This window comes from Streptomyces sp. NPDC051315 (genome assembly GCF_044455165.1).
Taxonomy (GTDB): domain Bacteria; phylum Actinomycetota; class Actinomycetes; order Streptomycetales; family Streptomycetaceae; genus Streptomyces.
Window position 1 is genome coordinate 513,669 of record NZ_JBITEN010000001.1, and the last position, 18,179, is coordinate 531,847.

17 protein-coding genes are annotated in these 18,179 nt (G+C 72.9%); 12 read left to right on the forward strand and 5 right to left on the reverse strand.

Annotated elements, in window-relative coordinates:
* The first annotated feature begins 37 nt into the window (after positions 1–37).
* The 3 genes from ACIBBD_RS02450 (at position 38) to ACIBBD_RS02460 (ending at position 2,967) form a co-directional block, all read left to right on the forward strand.
* Positions 38–712 carry a TetR family transcriptional regulator gene (locus ACIBBD_RS02450; protein ID WP_399417399.1) on the forward strand — a complete coding sequence of 225 codons (675 nt, stop codon included), beginning with the start codon at positions 38–40 and terminating at the stop codon, positions 710–712.
* A 128-nt stretch (positions 713–840) separates the two neighbouring features.
* Positions 841–2,058: an alpha/beta hydrolase gene (locus ACIBBD_RS02455; RefSeq protein WP_399417400.1), complete on the forward strand. Its 1,218-nt coding sequence runs from the start codon at positions 841–843 to the stop codon at positions 2,056–2,058.
* A 57-nt stretch (positions 2,059–2,115) separates the two neighbouring features.
* Positions 2,116–2,967, forward strand: a complete 852-nt coding sequence (locus ACIBBD_RS02460) for a DUF4429 domain-containing protein (RefSeq protein WP_399417572.1) — start codon at positions 2,116–2,118, stop codon at positions 2,965–2,967.
* Here the strand turns inward: ACIBBD_RS02460 and ACIBBD_RS02465 are convergent, their stop codons facing one another.
* Positions 2,968–3,984, reverse strand: a complete 1,017-nt coding sequence (locus ACIBBD_RS02465; protein ID WP_399417401.1) for an aldo/keto reductase — start codon at positions 3,982–3,984, stop codon at positions 2,968–2,970.
* On the reverse strand, positions 3,981–4,472 hold the full coding sequence (locus tag ACIBBD_RS02470; protein ID WP_399417402.1) for a MerR family transcriptional regulator: 492 nt from the start codon (positions 4,470–4,472) through the stop codon (positions 3,981–3,983). Before ACIBBD_RS02470 ends, ACIBBD_RS02465 begins: the two co-directional genes overlap by 4 nt.
* 76 nt (positions 4,473–4,548) lie before the next feature.
* Here ACIBBD_RS02470 and ACIBBD_RS02475 point away from each other — a divergent pair, with 76 nt between their 5' ends.
* Both ACIBBD_RS02475 and ACIBBD_RS02480 read left to right on the forward strand, forming a co-directional pair.
* A complete protein-coding gene (locus tag ACIBBD_RS02475; RefSeq protein ID WP_399417403.1) occupies positions 4,549–5,385 on the forward strand; it encodes a serine hydrolase domain-containing protein in 837 nt (278 codons plus the stop codon).
* A gap of 55 nt (positions 5,386–5,440) precedes the next feature.
* A complete protein-coding gene (locus ACIBBD_RS02480) occupies positions 5,441–7,201 on the forward strand; it encodes a serine/threonine-protein kinase (protein WP_399417404.1) in 1,761 nt (586 codons plus the stop codon).
* Positions 7,202–7,205: 4 nt separating this feature from the next.
* On the opposite strand, the gene ACIBBD_RS02485 is transcribed toward ACIBBD_RS02480, so the two are convergent.
* Complete coding sequence (locus tag ACIBBD_RS02485; RefSeq protein WP_399417573.1) at positions 7,206–7,862, reverse strand: pirin family protein; 657 nt, start codon at positions 7,860–7,862, stop codon at positions 7,206–7,208.
* A 95-nt stretch (positions 7,863–7,957) separates the two neighbouring features.
* Between ACIBBD_RS02485 and fasR the strand changes: the two genes are divergently transcribed.
* The 5 genes from fasR to fabF all read left to right on the forward strand — a co-directional run bounded on the left by fasR (position 7,958) and on the right by fabF (position 12,891).
* Positions 7,958–9,163, forward strand: coding sequence for a fatty acid biosynthesis transcriptional regulator FasR (gene fasR, locus ACIBBD_RS02490; protein ID WP_399417405.1), 1,206 nt, complete (start codon positions 7,958–7,960; stop codon positions 9,161–9,163).
* Between the two features lie 89 nt (positions 9,164–9,252).
* Positions 9,253–10,167, forward strand: a complete 915-nt coding sequence (locus ACIBBD_RS02495) for an ACP S-malonyltransferase (RefSeq protein WP_399417406.1) — start codon at positions 9,253–9,255, stop codon at positions 10,165–10,167.
* A 16-nt stretch (positions 10,168–10,183) separates the two neighbouring features.
* A complete protein-coding gene (locus ACIBBD_RS02500) occupies positions 10,184–11,185 on the forward strand; it encodes a ketoacyl-ACP synthase III (protein WP_399417408.1) in 1,002 nt (333 codons plus the stop codon).
* 102 nt (positions 11,186–11,287) lie between these two features.
* Positions 11,288–11,536 carry an acyl carrier protein gene (locus ACIBBD_RS02505; protein ID WP_003989952.1) on the forward strand — a complete coding sequence of 83 codons (249 nt, stop codon included), beginning with the start codon at positions 11,288–11,290 and terminating at the stop codon, positions 11,534–11,536.
* Positions 11,537–11,619: 83 nt separating this feature from the next.
* Positions 11,620–12,891: a beta-ketoacyl-ACP synthase II gene (fabF, locus tag ACIBBD_RS02510; protein WP_399417409.1), complete on the forward strand. Its 1,272-nt coding sequence runs from the start codon at positions 11,620–11,622 to the stop codon at positions 12,889–12,891.
* Positions 12,892–13,001: 110 nt separating this feature from the next.
* Here fabF and ACIBBD_RS02515 read toward each other — a convergent pair whose 3' ends face one another.
* Positions 13,002–13,496: a DUF3145 domain-containing protein gene (locus ACIBBD_RS02515; RefSeq protein ID WP_399417410.1), complete on the reverse strand. Its 495-nt coding sequence runs from the start codon at positions 13,494–13,496 to the stop codon at positions 13,002–13,004.
* A 277-nt stretch (positions 13,497–13,773) separates the two neighbouring features.
* Between ACIBBD_RS02515 and ACIBBD_RS02520 the strand changes: the two genes are divergently transcribed.
* Together ACIBBD_RS02520 and ACIBBD_RS02525 are read left to right on the forward strand one after the other, a co-directional pair.
* Entirely contained in the window at positions 13,774–14,667 is an 894-nt protein-coding gene (locus ACIBBD_RS02520; RefSeq protein ID WP_399417411.1) for an SGNH/GDSL hydrolase family protein, read from the forward strand.
* Between the two features lie 15 nt (positions 14,668–14,682).
* Complete coding sequence (locus ACIBBD_RS02525) at positions 14,683–15,657, forward strand: aldose epimerase family protein (protein WP_399417412.1); 975 nt, start codon at positions 14,683–14,685, stop codon at positions 15,655–15,657.
* Positions 15,658–15,737: 80 nt separating this feature from the next.
* Here the strand turns inward: ACIBBD_RS02525 and ACIBBD_RS02530 are convergent, their stop codons facing one another.
* The gene (locus ACIBBD_RS02530) at positions 15,738–18,152 is read right to left on the reverse strand and encodes a beta-glucosidase (protein ID WP_399417413.1); all 2,415 of its coding nucleotides are present in this window, start codon (positions 18,150–18,152) and stop codon (positions 15,738–15,740) included.
* Positions 18,153–18,179 lie beyond the last annotated feature (27 nt).

An 18,179-nucleotide genomic window follows, 5' to 3' on the forward strand; every position in this document is an offset into this window, starting at 1 on the left:
GGCGCGAACCGGGCGAACGGCAGGAGTGAGGGCCGCCATGGAAACGAAGGCGCCAGGGGCGGCGGGCCCGCGGACCACGGACCCGGGAACGGGCCTGCGGGAACGGAAGAAGCGGCGCACGCATGACGCGCTGCTGCGGGCCGCCCTCGAACTGTTCACCTCGCAGGGGTACGAGGAGACCACCGTCGACGAGATCGCCGAGGCCGTCGACGTCTCGCAGCGCACCTTCTTCCGCTACTTCGCCGGCAAGGAGGAGGCCGCGCTCGCGCTGGTGGAGATGACGGTGGAGCGGTTCGTCGAGGCGGTGCGGGCCCGCCCGCCCCACGAGCCCCCGATGGAGGCGCTGCGCCAGGCCGTCCTGGAGGGCTGGTACTCGATCAACCAGGTGGTCGAGTCCGTCGTGCCGATCGAGCTGCACCTGCGCATGTACCGGGTGATCGAGTCGACCCCGGTCCTGCTCGCCGCCCATCTGCGGCGGTCGGTGGAGAGGGAGGAGGAGGTCGCGCGGGTGCTGGCGGAGCGCGAGGGGCTCGACGTGGACACCGACCCCCGGCCCCGGGTGGCGGTGGCCGTCTTCGGCGGGGTGATGCGGGTGACGGAACGTCAGTGGAGTCTCGGCGAGGACTTCAGCGTGTCGGGCATCCACGCGCTGACGTCCCGGTATCTCGACCAGGTGGGGCCGGCCCTGCTGGGCAGCTGGCGCACGGCCTGAGCGCCCGGTGGCCATGAGGGGCACCGGCGACTATGAGGACTCTCTTACCCCTTCACACGGTTATCGAAACGTGATCCCCGTCACTCAGGCCACGTGAGACCTTCTCGTTCTCCTAGTGTGTCCTCCCAGTGACTTCCTTCGACACCTCCCCGCAACTCAATATGTGGCGCGCGTTGCTCGCGCTCGCCGTGGTGTTCGTGATGCTGGCGACCACCGGCTGGACCGCCGTACGCCAGGACCGGGGAAGCAGCGCCCTGCGGGCCTCGCTCTCGGCCTGGGAGGACGGCCGGATCGGCGGGCGCCGGCTGCCGGACCCGCACGCGGCGCCCGCCCGGCTCGCCCGGTTCTTCGCCTCGCTCACCGCACCGCAGCGCACCGCGCTCGCCGAGCGCTACCCGCTCGCGGTCGGCAACATGAACGGCGCCCCCGTCGAGCTGCGCTACCGCGCCAACCGCCGCGCGCTCCGCGAGCAGGCGGAGATCGAGCGCACCCGGCTGCACGACCACCGCCTCTCGCCCGCCGGACAGCACGAGGCCGGCCGGCGCATGCACCGCTTCGAGGCCATGAGCGGCGCCGGCCGGCAGATCCTCGCCTTCGACCCGGAGGGCTCCGGACGTGCCGCCGAGGTCTTCGGCGATCTCGGCCGGGCCGAGCGGATCTCCGTCGTCGTCCCCGGTGTCGACACCGCGCTCCTCACCTTCCAGCGCACCCACCGCAAGTACTCGGCGCCCGTCGGCATGGCGCAGGCCCTGTACACGGCCGAGCACGAGGTGCGGCCCTGGACGCGGACGGCCGTGATCGCCTGGGCCGACTACACCTCCCCCGCCGGCCTCGGCATCGACTCGGCCACCGCGATGCGCGCCGAGTACGGCGCCGTACGGCTCAACGCGCTGCTGCGCGCCCTGCCCGGCGGCGCGCCCGTCTCCCTGTTCTGCCACAGCTACGGATCGGTGGTGTGCGGGGTCGCCGCGCACACGCTGCCGCGCCGGGTGACGGACATAGCCGTGGCCGGCAGCCCCGGCATGCGGGTGGAGAGGGCCGCGCAGCTGCGCACCTCCGCCCGGGTGTGGGCGATGCGGGACGCCGACGACTGGGTGCAGGACGTGCCCTACCTGGAGCTCGGCGGCCTCGGGCACGGCGCGGACCCGGTGTCGTCCGCGTTCGGCGCGCGGGTGCTGTCGGCGCGGGACGCCAAGGGGCACGGAGGTTACTTCGAGCCCGGCACCGACAGCCTGCGCAACTTCGCCGGCATCGGGACCGGCGCGTACCTGTCGGTGCGGTGCGCCGACGGGGTCGGCGCCTGCCGGGCCGGTTTGTCCGACACGACGGCGGCCGGACGCGCGTAGAGGCGCAGGAATTGCGGCGGGTGCGAGGAGGCGACGGAGGAGCGTGTGCCGCATACGATGAGCCGCATGGGTGACGTACTGGCCGGATTTCATGCCGCCTGGGAGTTCGAGTCCGACTCCGTCCTCATCCGCTACGAACGGGGCATGCGCACGCCCAAGCTGTTCCCGGCGCTCCGGGAACGCCGGATCCCCCTGGCCGCGATCGCGGGTGTGACGCTCGAGCCCGGCAGGCGGGGCACCGTGGTGCTGCGCGTCGAGCCGCGGCCCGGGGCCGATCCGCTGATCGAGGCGGCGGCGGGGCAGCTGAGGGAGACCAGCGACCCGTACCGGCTGGTGCTGCCGGCCGAGCGGGAGGTCCTCGCCGAGTACTACGCCGACGAACTGCGGGCGGGGCTGGGCGAGACCGGTCCGGCGGACCGGTTCCTGGTGGCCGCGCCCGAGGCTCCGCTGTCGTTCAAGGCGTACGACGCGAAGGCGTCCTTCGACGGGCGGACCGTGCGGTTCAGATGGTTCTGGACGGGGGCGTCCTCGGCGAAGTGGAAGGCCGGCGACCAGAGCTTCCCGGTGTCCGAGCTGAGCGGGGTGGAGTGGCGGTCACCGGAGGTCTTCGAGGGGCATCTGCGGTTGCTCCGCGGTGACGGCGCGCCGGAGCCGGTGGACCAGGATCCGGCGGCCGTGGTGTTCGGGCTGGGGTACGGGGCGGTGCACGAGTCGCTGCCGTTCGCGGCGGCCGTGCTGGCGGCGGTCCGCGGGACGCGCGGGGCGCCGGCGACGGTCCCGGCCGCGCCGCGCCGGGACCCCGCCGACGTCGCCGAGCGGATCCGTCACCTCGGGGAGCTGCACCGGGCCGGACTCGTCACCGACGAGGAGTTCTCCGTGAAGAAGGCGGAACTGCTGGCGGAGCTGTAGTCATTCGCGTCCGGCGGAGGTGAACGTCATGTCCGCGTACCGGTCGCCCGACACCTTGCCCGCGATCGGCTCCAGCAGGGCCAGGTCCTCCTCCGTCAGTTCGACGGCCGCCGCCCGCACGTTCTCCTCCACCCTTCCCGGCTTGCGCGTGCCCGGGATCGGGACGACCGGGAGCCCGTGCACCCGGGCCTGCTGCTGGACCCAGGCCAGGGCGATCTGGGCCGGCGTCGCGTCGTGGGCCCGGGCGACCGTGCGGACCGGCTCCAGCAGCGCGGCGTTCGCGGCCGCGTTCTCGCCCGTGAAGCGGGGCTGCTGACGCCGGAAGTCGTCGGGGGTGAGGTCCTGCTCGGCGTCGGCGAAGGAGCCGGTGAGGAAGCCGCGCCCGAGCGGGGAGTACGGCACGAGCGCCACGCCCAGTTCGCGGGCGGCCGGGACCACCCGCTCCTCGATGTCCCGGCTGAACAGCGACCACTCCGACTGCACGGCGGCGATGGGGTGGACCGCCTGGGCCGCGCGCAGCTCGGCGGCGGTGACCTCGCTCAGGCCCAGGTGCTTGACCTTGCCCTCGCGCACCAGCTCGGCCATCACGCCGACGGTGTCCTCGATCGGCACGTTCACATCGCGCCGGTGCATGTAGTAGAGGTCGATGACGTCGACGTCCAGGCGCTTCAGACTCGCCTCGACGGCCTGGCGGATGTAGGGGCCGTCGTTGCGGATGACGCGCCGGGTCGGGTCGTCCGGCGGGATGGAGAGGGCGAACTTGGTGGCGATGACCACCTCGTCGCGGTGCGCCTTGAAGAACGGGGAGAGGAACTCCTCGTTGGCCCCCGCGCCGTAGGCGTCCGCCGTGTCGTACAGGGTGACCCCCAGTTCCAGGGCGCGGTCGAGGGCGGCCCGGGACTCCTTCGCGTCCGAGGGGCCGTAGGCGAAGCTCATGCCCATGCAGCCGAGGCCCTGTACACCGACCTCCGGGCCGCCGTCGCCGAGTCGTGCCGTCGGGATCCTGCTGTCGGTCATCGGGTCCTCTCCGCTTCCAGGGGGTGGACGCGCGCGGCGTCCGAATAGAACGTGATCTTCCGGTCGAGCACCGCGAGCGTGTCCTGGAGTTCGGCGATCCGGGCCTGGACGTCCCGTCGGGTCTCCTCCAGCAGCTCACGCCGCTCGTGGTACGTGCCCTCGCCCTCGCGGACCAGCTCGGCGTACCGGACCATGTCGGCGACCGGCATGCCGGTCAGCCGCAGCTTGCCGACGAGGTCGAGCCAGTCCAGGTCGCGGTTGCTGTAGCGGCGCTGGCCGGTGTGCGAGCGGTCGACATGGGCCATCAGCCCGATCCGCTCGTACCAGCGCAGCGTGTGCGCCGTCAGGCCGGTGAAGGCGACCACCTCGCTGATCGTGTAGCTGTCCTGCCCGTCGGGGCGGGGATGCCGCCGCGGCGGGGCGGAGCAGACGTCTGCGGGGCTCGGGGCTTGCTCGGTGGTCACGGGCGTGGTCTGCAACACCGTCATGGCCTCCACGCTAGGACCTTGGAGTGCGCTCCAAGCAAGCGAAAACGGCAAGAAGTCCGAAGGTAGGCTCATGGGCATGTCGCTGAAGAGCTTTGCGCTGATCGAGAACTGGCCGGTTCCCTCCGCCGCGGCGGGGGTCGTCCGGGGCGACGGTACGGTCCTGGGCACCCACGGCCCGGCGGGGCGGCGCTTCCCGCTGGCCTCGGTCACCAAGCCGCTCGCCGCGTACGCCGCGCTCGTCGCGTACGAGGAGGGGGCGATCGAGCTGGACGAGCCGGCCGGGCCGCCCGGGGCGACGGTCCGTCACCTGCTCGCGCACACCTCCGGGCTCGCCTTCGACGAGCACCGGGCGACGGCCGCCCCCGGGGAGCGGCGACTGTACTCCAACGCCGGGTTCGAACAGCTCGGGGACCACATCGCGAAGGCGACGGACATCCCCTTCGCGGAGTACCTGCGGCAGGCCGTCCTGGAGCCGCTCGGCATGACGGCGACCTCGCTGGAGGGGTCTGCGGCGAAGGACGGGGTGTCGACGGTCGAGGACCTGCTGCGGTTCGCGGCGGAGGTGCAGGCGCCGCGGCTGCTCGATCCGCGGACGGTCGTGGAGGCGATGTCCGTGCAGTACCCGGGCACGAAGGGCGTCCTGCCGGGGTACGGGCACCAGAACCCCAACGACTGGGGGCTGGGCTTCGAGATCCGCGACTCCAAGTCGCCGCACTGGACGGGGAGTTCGTCCTCACCGCGGACGTTCGGGCACTTCGGGCAGTCCGGTACCTTCCTGTGGGTCGACCCCGACGCCCGGGTCGCCGCGGTGGCGCTGACGGACCGGGCGTTCGGGCCGTGGGCGATCGAGGCGTGGCCCGGGTTCACCGACGCGGTGCTCGCCGAGGTGAGGGGCTCGGGCACGGCACACTGATCCGCTCGGCTAACCTCCCTCTGCACAACACCCATACGGATCTCGGGGGAGAGCCATGGCAGGGGCACGACCGGGCGGCCAGTTCCGTCCCTTGGAGAGCGGCGACCCGACGGCGGTGGCCGGCTACCGCCTCGCGGCGCGGCTCGGCGCGGGCGGCATGGGCACGGTGTACCTGTCGTACACGCCCGGCGGGCACCCGATCGCCCTCAAGACCATCCGGCCGGAGCTGAGCGAGGACCCCGAGTTCCGCCGCCGGTTCCAGCAGGAGGTCAAGGCCGCCCAGCGCGTGCAGGGCCTCTACACCGCCCCCGTCATCGACTACGACACCGAGGGCACCCAGCCGTGGCTGGCCGTCGCCTACGTGGCCGGCCCCTCGCTGGCCTCGGCCGTCGCCGAGCACGGCCCGCTGCCCGTGCCGTCGGTCCTGCTGCTGCTCGCGGGGATGGCCGAGGCGCTGTCGGTCATCCACGGGGCGGGCATCGTCCACCGCGACCTCAAGCCGTCCAACGTGCTGCTCGCCTCCGACGGCCCGCGCGTCATCGACTTCGGCATCGCGCGGGCCGCCGACGCCACGGCGCTCACCGGTACCGGCGTCTCGATCGGCACCCCCGCCTTCATGTCGCCGGAGCAGGCCGCCGGGAAGCCGGTCACGCCCGCGTCGGACGTGTTCGCGCTCGGCCAGGTGGCCGCGTTCGCGGCGCGCGGCACCGGAGCGTACGGGGACGGGCCCTCGCACGCCGTGCTGTACCGGATCGTCCACGAGGAGCCCGATCTCACCGGCCTGCCGGAGCAGCTCGGGTTCATCGCGCGCTGCCTGGCCAAGGACCCGGCCGGCCGCCCCTCCCCCGCCGAGATCATCTCCCTGTGCCAGGGGGCGTCACCCACGCCGCTGCGCCAGTCCGGGTCGTGGCTGCCGGAGGCGATCGCCGCGCAGATCACCCAGCGGGTGTCGGCCTCGGCCGCGCTCGCGGGAGCCCCGACGGCCGCTCCGGCCGCCCCCTCGCCCACGGCGCCCGTCACCCAGCCCGACCTGACCCCGCCGCCGGCGCCGATACACGCGGCTCCCACGGCGGCGGCCACCCCCGTCCCGCCGGTGCCCTCGTTCGGGCCCCCCGTCCCGCCGCCCCAGCACCAGCCCCGGCCGCAGCCCACGTTCCAGCCGTCGTACGGCCCGCCGGCCCCGACCGCGCCCCGGCCGCCCTTCGTCCAGCAGCCCGCCTGGCGGCCGCACCCGCTGCCGCCGCCGAAGCAGAACAAGGCCGGCAAGTGGATCGGGATCACCGTCGGGGTGGTGGCCGGGCTGTTCTGGCTCGGCAGCTGCGCGTCGTTCATCCAGGGCCTCGACGACTCCTCGGACAGCTCCTCCTCCAGCGGCGGGAGCGACGGCACCGGCTCCTCCAGCGCCGAGCCGCTGCCGGACCCGAAGCCGGTCACCTACCAGGGCGTCAACATCCCCGACGGCTACTACGTGCAGTTCGCGGACTCCCCGCCCAAGCCGCTGAACGACGACGTCGACATCTACTACAGCGACCTGTACTACTACGACGACGCGCTGCGCAGCTCCGACGACAAGATCGTCCTGCTGAACAACGCCCAGCAGGGTTCCCTGCAGACCTGCCGCGAGGAGACCCGGTACGCCGAGAGCGTCTCGCTCTCCCAGCTCTCCAAGGGCTCGCAGTTCTGCGTGCACACCGGCTCCGGTCACATCGCCCTGGTCACCTTCCGGGGCACCGCCCCCCAGAGCGACCCGAGCGACTACGTCTCGCTGGACCTCACGATCTGGCGCAACGCGGAGGAGCCCAGCTCCGCGGGGTGAGCGCTCAAGCGGACATCTCCCAGACGAGCACCTCGGCCGGGCCCGCCCCGGCCACGAGCTCCAGGTCCCTCTCGTCCACGGCGCGCACCGCGTCCCCGGGCGCCAGCTCGTGCGGGCCGATCCGGGCGGTGCCGCGCACCACGTGCGCGTACACGTGGGCCCCGGCGGGCACCGCGCTCCGCTCCCCCGCCGCCAGCCGCCGTACGTGCAGCAGCGCGCCCGCCTCCGGGACGGCGTACGGCGTGGAGTCGGCGATGCCGCGCACGAGGTCGTAGGCGGGGTCGCCGCCGGGCTCCAGCGGGGCCAGCCACATCTGCACGAAAATCAGGGGCGCGTCGCCGTCGTTGCGCTCCACGTGCCGGACCCCGCCCGCCGCGCTGAGCCGCTGCACGTCGCCGGGGCGCACCCGCGTCTCGTGGCCCTCGGAGTCGCGGTGCGTGAGCTCGCCCTCGACCACCCAGGTCACGATCTCCGTGTGGCTGTGGGCGTGTTCGTCGAACCCGGCGCCGGGGGCCAGGCGTTCCTCGTTGCAGGCGATCAGCGCGCCGAAGCGGAGGTTGCCGGGGTCGTAGTGCGGGCCGAAGGAGAAGGCGTGACGGGTCTCGATCCCGGCCGCCGGGTCCCCGCCGCGGTAGCGCTCGTCGGCGCGCCGTACGTCCATCACGCTGACCACGGTAGACCCGCGGCCGTCCGCGCGAGGCCCCACCTGTGACCCTCCCCCGCACGCTCACGTCCCGATAAGGCAGTCTTGTCCCCGTGCCCGAACCCGAAGTCAGCAACACCCGAGCCACAGCGCACCCCGTCCACGCGCACTCCGCGACGCTGAAGCGGCTGGAGAGGTCCTCCGGCAGCCTCGCCGCCCAGGCGATCGCGCGCATGGACGAGACCCTGCCGTGGTACCGGGCGATGCCCCCGGAGAACCGTTCCTGGATCGGGCTGGTCGCCCAGGCGGGCATCGCCGCCTTCACCGAGTGGTTCCGGCGTCCCGACGCCCCGCAGGCCATCTCCACCGACGTCTTCGGCACCGCGCCCCGCGAGCTGACCCGGGCCATCACCCTGCGGCAGACGGTCGAGATGGTGCGCACGACCATCGAGGTCATGGAGTCCGCGATCGACGAGGTCGCCGCTCCGGGCGACGAGAGCGTGCTGCGGGAGGCGCTCCTCGTCTACGCCCGCGAGATCGCCTTCGCCACCGCCCAGGTCTACGCCCAGGCCGCCGAGGCACGCGGTGCCTGGGACGCGCGGCTGGAGTCGCTCGTCGTCAACGCCGTGCTCAGCGGCGAGGCCGACGAGGGGGCCGTCAGCCGGGCCGCGGCGCTCGGCTGGAACTCGCCCGAGCACGTGTGCGTCGTCCTGGGGACCGCCCCGGACGGGGACTCCGAGCTGACGGTGGAAGCCATCCGGCGGGCCTCGCGCCACGCCAAGGTGCAGGTGCTCACCGGGGTGCTCGGCTCGCGGCTCGTCGTCATCGCGGGGGGCAGCGACAATCCGCTCGCCGTGGCCAAGTCGCTGATCGGGCCGTTCGCCGCGGGACCGGTCGTCGCCGGGCCGGTCGTGCCCGACCTGCTCGCCGCGACCCGGTCCGCGCAGGCCGCCGCGGCCGGGCTGAAGGCGTGTTCCGCCTGGCAGGACGCCCCGCGGCCGGTGCTGGCGGACGACCTGCTTCCGGAACGCGCCATCGCGGGTGACCCGAGCGCGCGCGAGCAGTTGGTGGAGGAGATCTACAGACCGCTGGAGGAAGCGGGGTCCGCGCTCCTGGAGACGCTCTCCGTCTATCTCGAACAGGCGTCCAGTCTGGAGGGGGCGGCCAGGATGCTGTTCGTGCATCCCAACACCGTGCGCTACCGGCTCCGACGTGTGACTGACGTCACCGGTTGGTCGCCTTCGGATGTACGCTCGGCGTTCACCTTGCGCATCGCGCTGATCCTGGGGCGTCTGGTCGATGGAGATCCCCAGAGCTAGCGTTTTGTCGGGGGCCAACAAATCCCCCTGCCGTTCTTCGTCCTTGTCCCCACGGGCGGCCCGGGCCGCCCTCAAGAGAGAGTGTGAGAGTGCTCGTACTCGTCGCTCCCGGCCAGGGCGCCCAGACGCCCGGCTTCCTGACCCCTTGGCTCGAACTGCCCGGTGCCGCCGACCGCGTCGCCGCGTGGTCGGACGCCATCGGACTGGACCTCGCCCACTACGGCACCCAGGCCGACGCGGACGCCATCCGCGACACCGCGGTGGCCCAGCCGCTGCTCGTCGCCGCCGGGATCCTGTCCGCCGCGGCACTCGGTGAGGTCGCCCCGGGCGCCGTCGCGGGCCACAGCGTCGGCGAGATCACCGCCGCCGCCTTCGCGGGCGTCCTGGACGACACCGCCGCGCTCACCCTCGTCCGCAAGCGCGGCCTGGCGATGGCCGAGGCCGCCGCGATCACCGAGACCGGCATGTCGGCGCTGCTCGGCGGCGACCCCGAGGCCTCCGTGGCGCACCTGGAGAAGCTGGGCCTGACCCCGGCGAACGTCAACGGCGCCGGTCAGATCGTCGCCGCGGGCACGCTGGAGCAGCTCGCCGCGCTGAACGAGGACAAGCCCGAGGGCGTCCGCAAGATCGTCCCGCTGAAGGTCGCCGGCGCCTTCCACACCCACCACATGGCCCCCGCGGTCGAGACGCTGGCCACCGCGGCCAAGGAGCTCACGCCCGCCGACCCGGCCGTGCCCTACGTCTCCAACAAGGACGGACGGACCGTCGCCACCGGCGCGGAGGTCCTCGAGCGCCTCGTCGGCCAGGTCGCCAACCCCGTCCGCTGGGACCTGTGCATGGAGACCTTCAAGGAGCTCGGCGTCACCGCGCTGATCGAGGTGTGCCCCGGCGGCACCCTCACCGGTCTCGCCAAGCGCGCCCTGCCCGGCGTGAAGACGCTCGCGCTGAAGACCCCCGACGATCTCGACGCGGCCCGCGAGGTCATCGCCGAGCACAGTGCCTGACAAGGAGCCGACGATCATGTCGAAGATCAAGCCCAGCAAGGGCGCCCCGTACGCGCGCATCCTCGGCGTGGGCGGCTACCGGCCCACCCGTGTGGTGCCCAACGAGGTGATCCTCGAGACGATCGACTCGTCCGACGAGTGGATCCGCTCGCGCTCCGGCATCGAGACCCGGCACTGGGCGAACGACGACGAGACCGTCGCCGCCATGTCGGTCGAGGCGGCCGGCAAGGCGGTCGCCGACGCCGGGATCACCGCCGAGCAGGTCGGCGCCGTGGTCGTCTCCACCGTCTCGCACTTCAAGCAGACGCCGGCCGTGGCCACCGAGATCGCCGACAAGCTCGGCACGAACAAGGCCGCCGCCTTCGACATCTCGGCCGGCTGCGCGGGCTTCGGCTACGGCCTCACCCTCGCCAAGGGCATGATCGTCGAGGGCTCCGCCGAGTACGTCCTGGTCATCGGCGTCGAGCGGCTGTCGGACCTGACCGACCTGGAGGACCGGGCCACCGCCTTCCTGTTCGGCGACGGCGCCGGCGCGGTCGTGGTCGGCCCCTCGAAGGAGCCGGCGATCGGCCCGACGGTGTGGGGCTCCGAGGGCGACAAGTCGGAGACCATCAAGCAGACCGTGCCGTGGACGGACTACCGCACCGGCGAGGTCGCCAAGTTCCCCGCGATCACCCAGGAAGGCCAGGCGGTCTTCCGCTGGGCCGTCTTCGAGATGGCGAAGGTCGCTCAGCAGGCGCTGGACGCGGCCGGGATCACCTCCGGTGACCTGGACGTCTTCATCCCGCACCAGGCCAACGAGCGGATCATCGACTCGATGGTGAAGACACTCAAGCTGCCGGAAACGGTCACGGTCGCCCGTGACGTGCGCACCACCGGCAACACCTCGGCCGCCTCGATTCCGCTCGCGATGGAGCGGCTTCTGGCGACCGGCGAGGCGAAGAGCGGCGACACCGCGCTCGTCATCGGATTCGGGGCGGGTCTCGTGTACGCCGCGACGGTGGTTACCCTCCCCTAGGCACTCCGTGCCGGATCATGCGGTCCGGTGCGGCAAATGCACCACCTGCCGCTGCCGCGGCGGGCGCCACACCCTCTGGAACATCAACGAAGGAGCGCCAACATGGCCGCCACTCAGGAAGAGATCGTCGCCGGTCTCGCCGAGATCGTGAACGAGATCGCCGGGATCCCGGTTGAGGACGTCCAGCTGGACAAGTCCTTCACCGACGACCTGGACGTCGACTCCCTGTCCATGGTCGAGGTCGTCGTCGCCGCCGAAGAGCGCTTCGACGTCAAGATCCCGGACGAGGACGTCAAGAACCTCAAGACGGTCGGCGACGCGACCGACTACATCCTCAAGCACCAGGGCTGAGTGACCTCTCGGCCCTCGGGCCGAATGGCCCCGCCACCCGGCGGTGGCGCCGCTGAATCCCGATCGTTGGAGAAAGAATTCCCGTGAGCCCGACCAATCGCACCGTGGTCGTCACCGGTATCGGCGCAACCACACCGCTGGGTGGCGACGCAGCCTCTACCTGGGAGGGCCTGATCGCCGGCAAGTCCGGCGTCAAGCCCCTGGAGCAGGAGTGGGCGGCCGACCAGGCCGTCCGTATCGCGGCCCCGGTCGCCGTGGAGCCCACCGAGGTCATCCCGCGGCCGCAGGCCCGCAAGCTGGACCGCTCGGCGCAGTTCGCGCTGATCGCGGCTCAGGAAGCGTGGAAGGACGCCGGTTTCGAGGCCAAGGCCGGCGAGGACGCCTCGGTCGACCCCGACCGGCTCGGTGCGGTCATCGCCTCCGGCATCGGCGGTGTGACGACCCTGCTGGACCAGTACGACGTGCTGAAGGAGAAGGGCGTCCGCCGCGTCTCCCCGCACACCGTGCCCATGCTGATGCCGAACAGCCCGTCCGCCAACGTGGGCCTCCTCGTGGGCGCCCGCGCGGGCGTGCACACGCCGGTCTCCGCCTGCGCGTCGGGCGCCGAGGCCATCGGCTACGCCATCGAGATGATCCGTACGGGCCGTGCCGACGTCGTCGTCGCCGGCGGTACGGAGGCGGCGATCCACCCGCTGCCCATCGCCGCGTTCGGCAACATGATGGCGATGTCGAAGAACAACGACGACCCGCAGGGCGCCTCGCGTCCCTACGACACCGCGCGCGACGGCTTCGTCCTCGGTGAGGGTGCCGGTGTGATCGTCCTGGAGTCCGCCGAGCACGCCGCCAAGCGCGGGGCGCGGGTGTACGCGGAGGCGGTCGGCCAGGGCATCTCCGCCGACGCCCACGACATCGTGCAGCCGGAGCCGGAGGGCCGGGGCATCGCGCACGCCCTGCAGAACCTGCTGGACCGCACCGACCTGGACGCGGCGGAGATCGTGCACGTCAACGCGCACGCGACGTCGACGCCCGCCGGTGACGTGGCCGAACTGAAGGCGCTGCGCAAGGTCTTCGGCGACGACGCCGACCACATGGCGGTCTCGGCGACGAAGTCGATGACCGGTCACCTGCTGGGTGGCGCGGGCGGCGTCGAGTCCGTCGCGACCATCCTCGCGCTGTACCACCGGGTGGCTCCGCCGACCATCAACGTCGAGAACCTCGACCCCGAGGCCGAGGCCAACGCGGACATCGTGCGCGGCGAGGCCCGGAAGCTGCCGGTCGACGGCCGCATCGCGGCCCTGAACGACTCGTTCGGGTTCGGCGGGCACAACGTGGTGCTGGCGTTCCGGACGGTCTGAGACGCGCTGACACGTACGGGAAGGGGCCCCACCGCTCGGGTGGGGCCCCTTCCTGTGTACGCCCGTCTGTGGACGACCGCGTGTACGCCGTCCTGAGGACGGCGCGGCTCTCACACCACCTGGTGCAGCCAGCGCACCGGCGCTCCCTCACCCGCGTACCGGAACGGCTCCAGCTCGTCGTCCCAGGGCTTGCCGAGCAGCTTGGAGAGTTCGGCCTCCAGGTCGGTCTCGCCGCGCTGGCTGCGCAGCAGGGCGGCGCGCAGACGGTCCTCGGGGATGAGGATGTCGCCGTGGATGCCGGTGACGGCGTGGAAGATGCCGAGGTCGGGGGTGCAGCTGTAGCGCTCGCCCTCGGCGGTGGCGCAGGGTTCGGCGGTGACCTCGAAGCGGACCAGGTGCCAGCCGCGCAGTGCGGAGGCGAGCTTGGAGGCGGTGCCGGCCTCGCCCTGCCAGGAGAACTCCGAGCGCCAGGTGCCGGGGGACGCGGGCTGCCGGATCCAGTCGAGGTTGACGCGCGTGCCGAGCACCCCGGCGACGGCCCACTCGACGTGCGGGCACAGCGCGCGCGGCGCGGAGTGCACGTACAGAACTCCACGTGTCGTCACCGGGACCTCCGGGCAGAGCGGGACAGGCTTGCAGGCTGGCATGGCGGCGGTGGCAGGGCAGCCACGTTGATGGCGAGGCTACCGTGCGGCGGCGCAAGGAGTGTGACGTACCGTCGGTCCCGGTGCCGCGAAAGGCCCGCCATTCACCCGGCAGGACGCTTGTGCGGGGGCGTTCAGTTGCTTCGTGTGGGCTTCGGGAACTCCCGGACGTTGTCATGGATGGGGCCGGCGACTCGTCCGGCCGGGCACGTGCCGGACGACCGAGGGGACTCCAGGGATGCGGAAGCGAAGCCACGGCTCGCGGGCCGTCGTCGCCGTCACGGCTGCCGCCGTGCTGGGCGCGGCCGGCTGTGACGTCGTGGGCGGGGACGGTCCCGAGGCGTCGGACTCGCGGACGCGCCGGGCGACGCCCTCGCCGACCCCGGTGTGGGACAGCAGCCCGGCCTCGATCGCCGCGGTGGGCGACTCCATCACGCGCGGCTTCGACGCCTGCTCGGTCCTGTCGGACTGCCCGGAGGTGTCCTGGGCGACCGGCGGCAGCGCCGAGGTGAACAGTCTGGCCGTACGGCTGCTGGGGGCGTCGAAGGCGGCGACGCACAGCTGGAACTACGCGGCGACCGGGGCGCGGATGGCGGACCTGCCGGCGCAGATGGCGCTGGCGGCGACCCGGAAGCCGGAGCTGGTGACGGTGATGGCGGGGGCGAACGACGCGTGCCGGGACTCCACGGACGCGATGACGTCGGTGGTGGACTTCCGCGCGGGGTTCGAGGAGGCGATGCGCACGCTGCGCCGGGCGGCCCCGAAGACGCAGGTGTACGTGGCCAGCGTGCCGAACCTGAAGCGGCTGTGGTCGCAGGGCCGGACCAATGTGCTGGGCAAGCAGGTGTGGAAGCTGGGGATCTGCCCGTCGATGCTGGGCGACGCGGACGCGCTGGACGCGGCGGCGAACCTGCGGCGGGAGACGGTGCAGAAGCGGGTGGAGGACTACAACGCGGTGCTAAGGGAGGTCTGCGCGAAGGACCCGCGGTGCCGTTTCGACGGCGGCGCGGTGTACGCGTACCGGTTCGGCACCGATCAGTTGAGTCCCTGGGACTGGTTCCATCCGAGCAAGAACGGTCAGGCCCGGCTCGCCGAGATCGCCTACCGGCAGGTCACGGCCCGCAGCGCGTGACTTAGGGTTTCGCTCATGAGCGAACACTTCGGAACACTTTCCGACGGCACCCCGGTGCGCCGCTGGACCCTGGAGCGGGCGGGCGTACGGGTGCGGATCCTGTCGTACGGCGGGATCGTGCAGTCGGTGGAGGTCCCGGACCGGGCAGGGCGGACGGCGAACGTGGTGCTGGGGTTCGCCGATCTGGACGGCTATCTCGCGCATCCGGAGCCCTACCTCGGTGCCCTGGTCGGGCGGTACGCGAACCGGATCGCGCACGCCCGCTTCCCGCTCGACGGGGTCACGTACCCGCTCGCGCCGAACAACGCGCCCAACTCCCTGCACGGCGGTGAGCGCGGCTTCGACAAGCGGGTGTGGGAGGTGGAGCCGGTCGGGCACGGGCTGCGGCTGACCCGGGTCAGCCCGGACGGCGAGGAGGGCTTCCCGGGCCGCCTGGAGGTCTCGGTGACGTACCGTCTGGAGGCGTCGGGGGCGCTGCGGATCGCGTACGAGGCGGTCACGGACGCGCCGACGGTGGTGAACCTCACCAACCACAGCTACTTCAACCTCGGCGGTCCCGGCAGCGGCGGCGCGGGCGGGCACGAGCTGCGGCTGGCCGCCTCCCGGTACACGCCGGTCGACGCGGACCTGATCCCGACCGGGGTGGCGGAGGTGGCGGACACCCGCTTCGACTTCCGTACGGCCCGCGAGGTCGGCGCCGGCTACGACCACAACTTCGTGCTCGACAAGGGCGTCACGGACACGCCCGTCGAGGTGGCCGAGCTGCACGACCCGGTGTCCGGGCGGGTGCTGACGGTGGCGACGACCGAGCCGGGCGTGCAGGTGTACACGGCGGACCATCTCGGCGAGCCCTTCGCGCCGGGCGACGGCGTCGCGCTGGAGACCCAGCACTTCCCCGACTCCCCCAACCGCCCGGAGTTCCCCAGCACCGAGCTGCGGCCGGGCGAGGTCTACCGGTCGGAGACGGTGTACGGGTTCTCGGCGCGGTAGGCGCCGGCGGGAAGAGGATGAGCCCCGGTCCAGGGGTCAGGTCCCGGACCGGGGCTGTTCGTGGGGCGAGGAGTCCCGCGTCAGACGTTAATCGTCGCGGTGATCCTGCGGTCCGCGATCGACCTACCCACCTGGATTTCGTACGAACCCTTCACAAAGACCCACCGGTGGGCGGCCTCGTCCCAGACCTCGAAGGCGCGCCGCGGGAGGTCGACGACGGCCTCGGCGCTCTCCCCCGGTCCGGCCTCGACGCTCGCGAAGCCGGCCAGCAGGCGCGCCGGGCGGTCGGGGCCGGGCTCGCCGGGGGCGAGGTAGACCTGGACGACCTCGCGGCCGGGCCGGTCGCCGCGGTTGCGGACGCGGATCGTCAGGGACGTGCCGTCCGTCTCGACCGACTCGTACGTCCAGTCGGTGTAGCCGAGGCCGTGGCCGAAGGGGTAGGCCGGGGTGCGGCCCTCCTTCTCCCAGGCCCGGTAGCCGATGAAGACACCCTCCGTGTAGGGGAGTTCGCCGTCCTCGGGGGTGACCCGGGTGACCGGGGCGTCGGTCAGGGAGCCCCAGGTGGTGGGGAGGCGGCCGCCGGGCTCGTGGGCGCCGGTGAGGACGTCCGCGAGGGCCGCGCCGCCCTCCTGGCCGGGGAACCAGCTCAGCAGGACGGCGGCGACGTCCTCGCGCCACGGCAGCTCCACCGGGGAGCCGGAGTTGACGACGACGACCGTGCGGGGGTTGGCGGCGGCGACGGCCCGGACCAGGTCGTCCTGGCGGCCGGGCAGCCGGAGGTCCTCGCGGTCGAAGCCCTCGGACTCGACGCGGTCGGTGGTGGCGACGACGACCACGGCCGTGTCGGCGGCTCGGGCCGCCTCGACCGCCTCGGCGATCAGCTCGTCCGGGTCGCGCTGCGGCTCCTGGTGGGCGAGGGCGAAGGCGACGACCTTCAACGGGATGTCCTCGGGGAGCCGGAAGACATGGGTGAGGGAGACGTCGACCGGCTCGCCGGCGGTCAGTTCGGCCTCGGCGCGGGGCACCGGGGAGCCGAAGAACGCCTCGAAGGGGTCGCTGACGTCGGCGGGGAGCTGGACGCCGTCGTAGTACGTGGTGCCGGCGACGGTGAGGGTGAAGGCGCCGACGCCCTTGATGCCGAAGGCGTGCCGGCCGGTGGCGCGGGGGGTGAAGGTGCCGGTCAGCTCCACGGTGTGGAGGGTGTCGTGGGTGACGCCCTCGGGGAGGTCCGCGCCCATCCACTGGATCTGGCCGTTGGGCGCCGAGCCGGTGCCGATGACCCGGCCGTCGGCGTCCCGGCAGACGGCGCGCAGGGTGAACCCCTTGTCGGCGACGGCGAGTTCGGTGGTGGGGTCGGCGCCGACGGCGTAGGTGAGGGTGCCGTCGGGAAGGGCGGCGGTGAGGCCGTCGAGCGGGGAGACCGTACGGGCCGGGAAGACGGTGGCGGAGCCGCCGCCGAGGATGCGGGCGTCGCGGGCGGCGGCGCCGATGAGGGCGACCGTCCCGGACGTCAGGGGGAGGGTGTCGTTCTCGTTGCGGACGAGGACGAAGGAGCGGCGGGCCAGTTCGCGGGCCAGGGCCTCGCCGTCGACGGGGGCGGGCGGTGCGGCGACGGCGGGTTCGGCGCCTTCGAGGGCGCCGACGCGGGCGGCCAGGCGCAGGACGCGGCGTACGGCCCCGTCGACCTCGGACTCCTCGAGCCGGCCGTCCCGCACCGCCTGGGCGAGGGCCTCGCCGTACACGGTCCGCGGGCCGGGCATGGCGACGTCGAGGCCGCCCCGGAGGGCGCCCACGGTGTCGCGGGCGGCCATCCAGTCGGAGACGTTGAAGCCGTCGAAGCCCCACTCGCCGCGCAGGACCTCGTTCACCAGGTGGTGGTGCTCGGTCATCGTGGTGCCGTTGACCGTGTTGTAGGCGGTCATGACGCCCCACGGGTGCGCGTGCTCGACGATGGCCTCGAAGGGGGCCAGGTAGAGCTCGCGCAGGGCGCGTTCGCCGACCAGGTTGTTCACGGTGAAGCGGTCGGTCTCGGCGTCGTTGGCCACGAAGTGCTTGACGGTGGTGCCGACGCCGCCGGACTGGACCCCCTGGACGTATCCGGTGCCGATGCGGCCGGTCAGGTACGGGTCCTCGCTGTAGGCCTCGAAGTGGCGGCCGCCGAGCGGGGAGCGGTGGAGGTTGACGGTGGGGGCGAGGAGGACGTGGACACCCTTGCGGCGGGCTTCCTGGGCGAGCAGCACACCCGCGCGCCGGGCGAGGCCGGGGTCCCAGGTGGCGGCGAGGGCGGTCGGGGAGGGCAGCGCGACGGACGGGTCGTCGGCGGTCCAGCGCACCCCCCGCACGCCGATCGGGCCGTCGGACATCACGAGGGACGCGAGGCCGATCTCGGGCAGGGCCGGCAGGGACCACATGTCCTGGCCGGCCAGGAGCCGGGTCTTGGCCTCCAGGTCGAGCTTGCCGAGGGCCGCCTCGACGACCGCCTCGTTCTCCGCCATCGCGGCGCCTCCTCGTTGAGTCCGTGC

Coding starts and splice junctions, on each gene's coding strand:
- ACIBBD_RS02450 (WP_399417399.1), top strand. CDS start 38: ATGGAAACGAAGGCGCCAGGGGCGGCGGGCCCGCGGACCACGGACCCG.
- ACIBBD_RS02460 (WP_399417572.1), top strand. CDS start 2,116: ATGAGCCGCATGGGTGACGTACTGGCCGGATTTCATGCCGCCTGGGAG.
- ACIBBD_RS02465 (WP_399417401.1), bottom strand. CDS start 3,984: ATGACCGACAGCAGGATCCCGACGGCACGACTCGGCGACGGCGGCCCG.
- ACIBBD_RS02470 (WP_399417402.1), bottom strand. CDS start 4,472: ATGACGGTGTTGCAGACCACGCCCGTGACCACCGAGCAAGCCCCGAGC.
- ACIBBD_RS02475 (WP_399417403.1), top strand. CDS start 4,549: ATGTCGCTGAAGAGCTTTGCGCTGATCGAGAACTGGCCGGTTCCCTCC.
- ACIBBD_RS02480 (WP_399417404.1), top strand. CDS start 5,441: ATGGCAGGGGCACGACCGGGCGGCCAGTTCCGTCCCTTGGAGAGCGGC.
- ACIBBD_RS02485 (WP_399417573.1), bottom strand. CDS start 7,862: ATGGACGTACGGCGCGCCGACGAGCGCTACCGCGGCGGGGACCCGGCG.
- ACIBBD_RS02500 (WP_399417408.1), top strand. CDS start 10,184: ATGTCGAAGATCAAGCCCAGCAAGGGCGCCCCGTACGCGCGCATCCTC.
- ACIBBD_RS02505 (WP_003989952.1), top strand. CDS start 11,288: ATGGCCGCCACTCAGGAAGAGATCGTCGCCGGTCTCGCCGAGATCGTG.
- ACIBBD_RS02520 (WP_399417411.1), top strand. CDS start 13,774: ATGCGGAAGCGAAGCCACGGCTCGCGGGCCGTCGTCGCCGTCACGGCT.
- ACIBBD_RS02525 (WP_399417412.1), top strand. CDS start 14,683: ATGAGCGAACACTTCGGAACACTTTCCGACGGCACCCCGGTGCGCCGC.
- ACIBBD_RS02530 (WP_399417413.1), bottom strand. CDS start 18,152: ATGGCGGAGAACGAGGCGGTCGTCGAGGCGGCCCTCGGCAAGCTCGAC.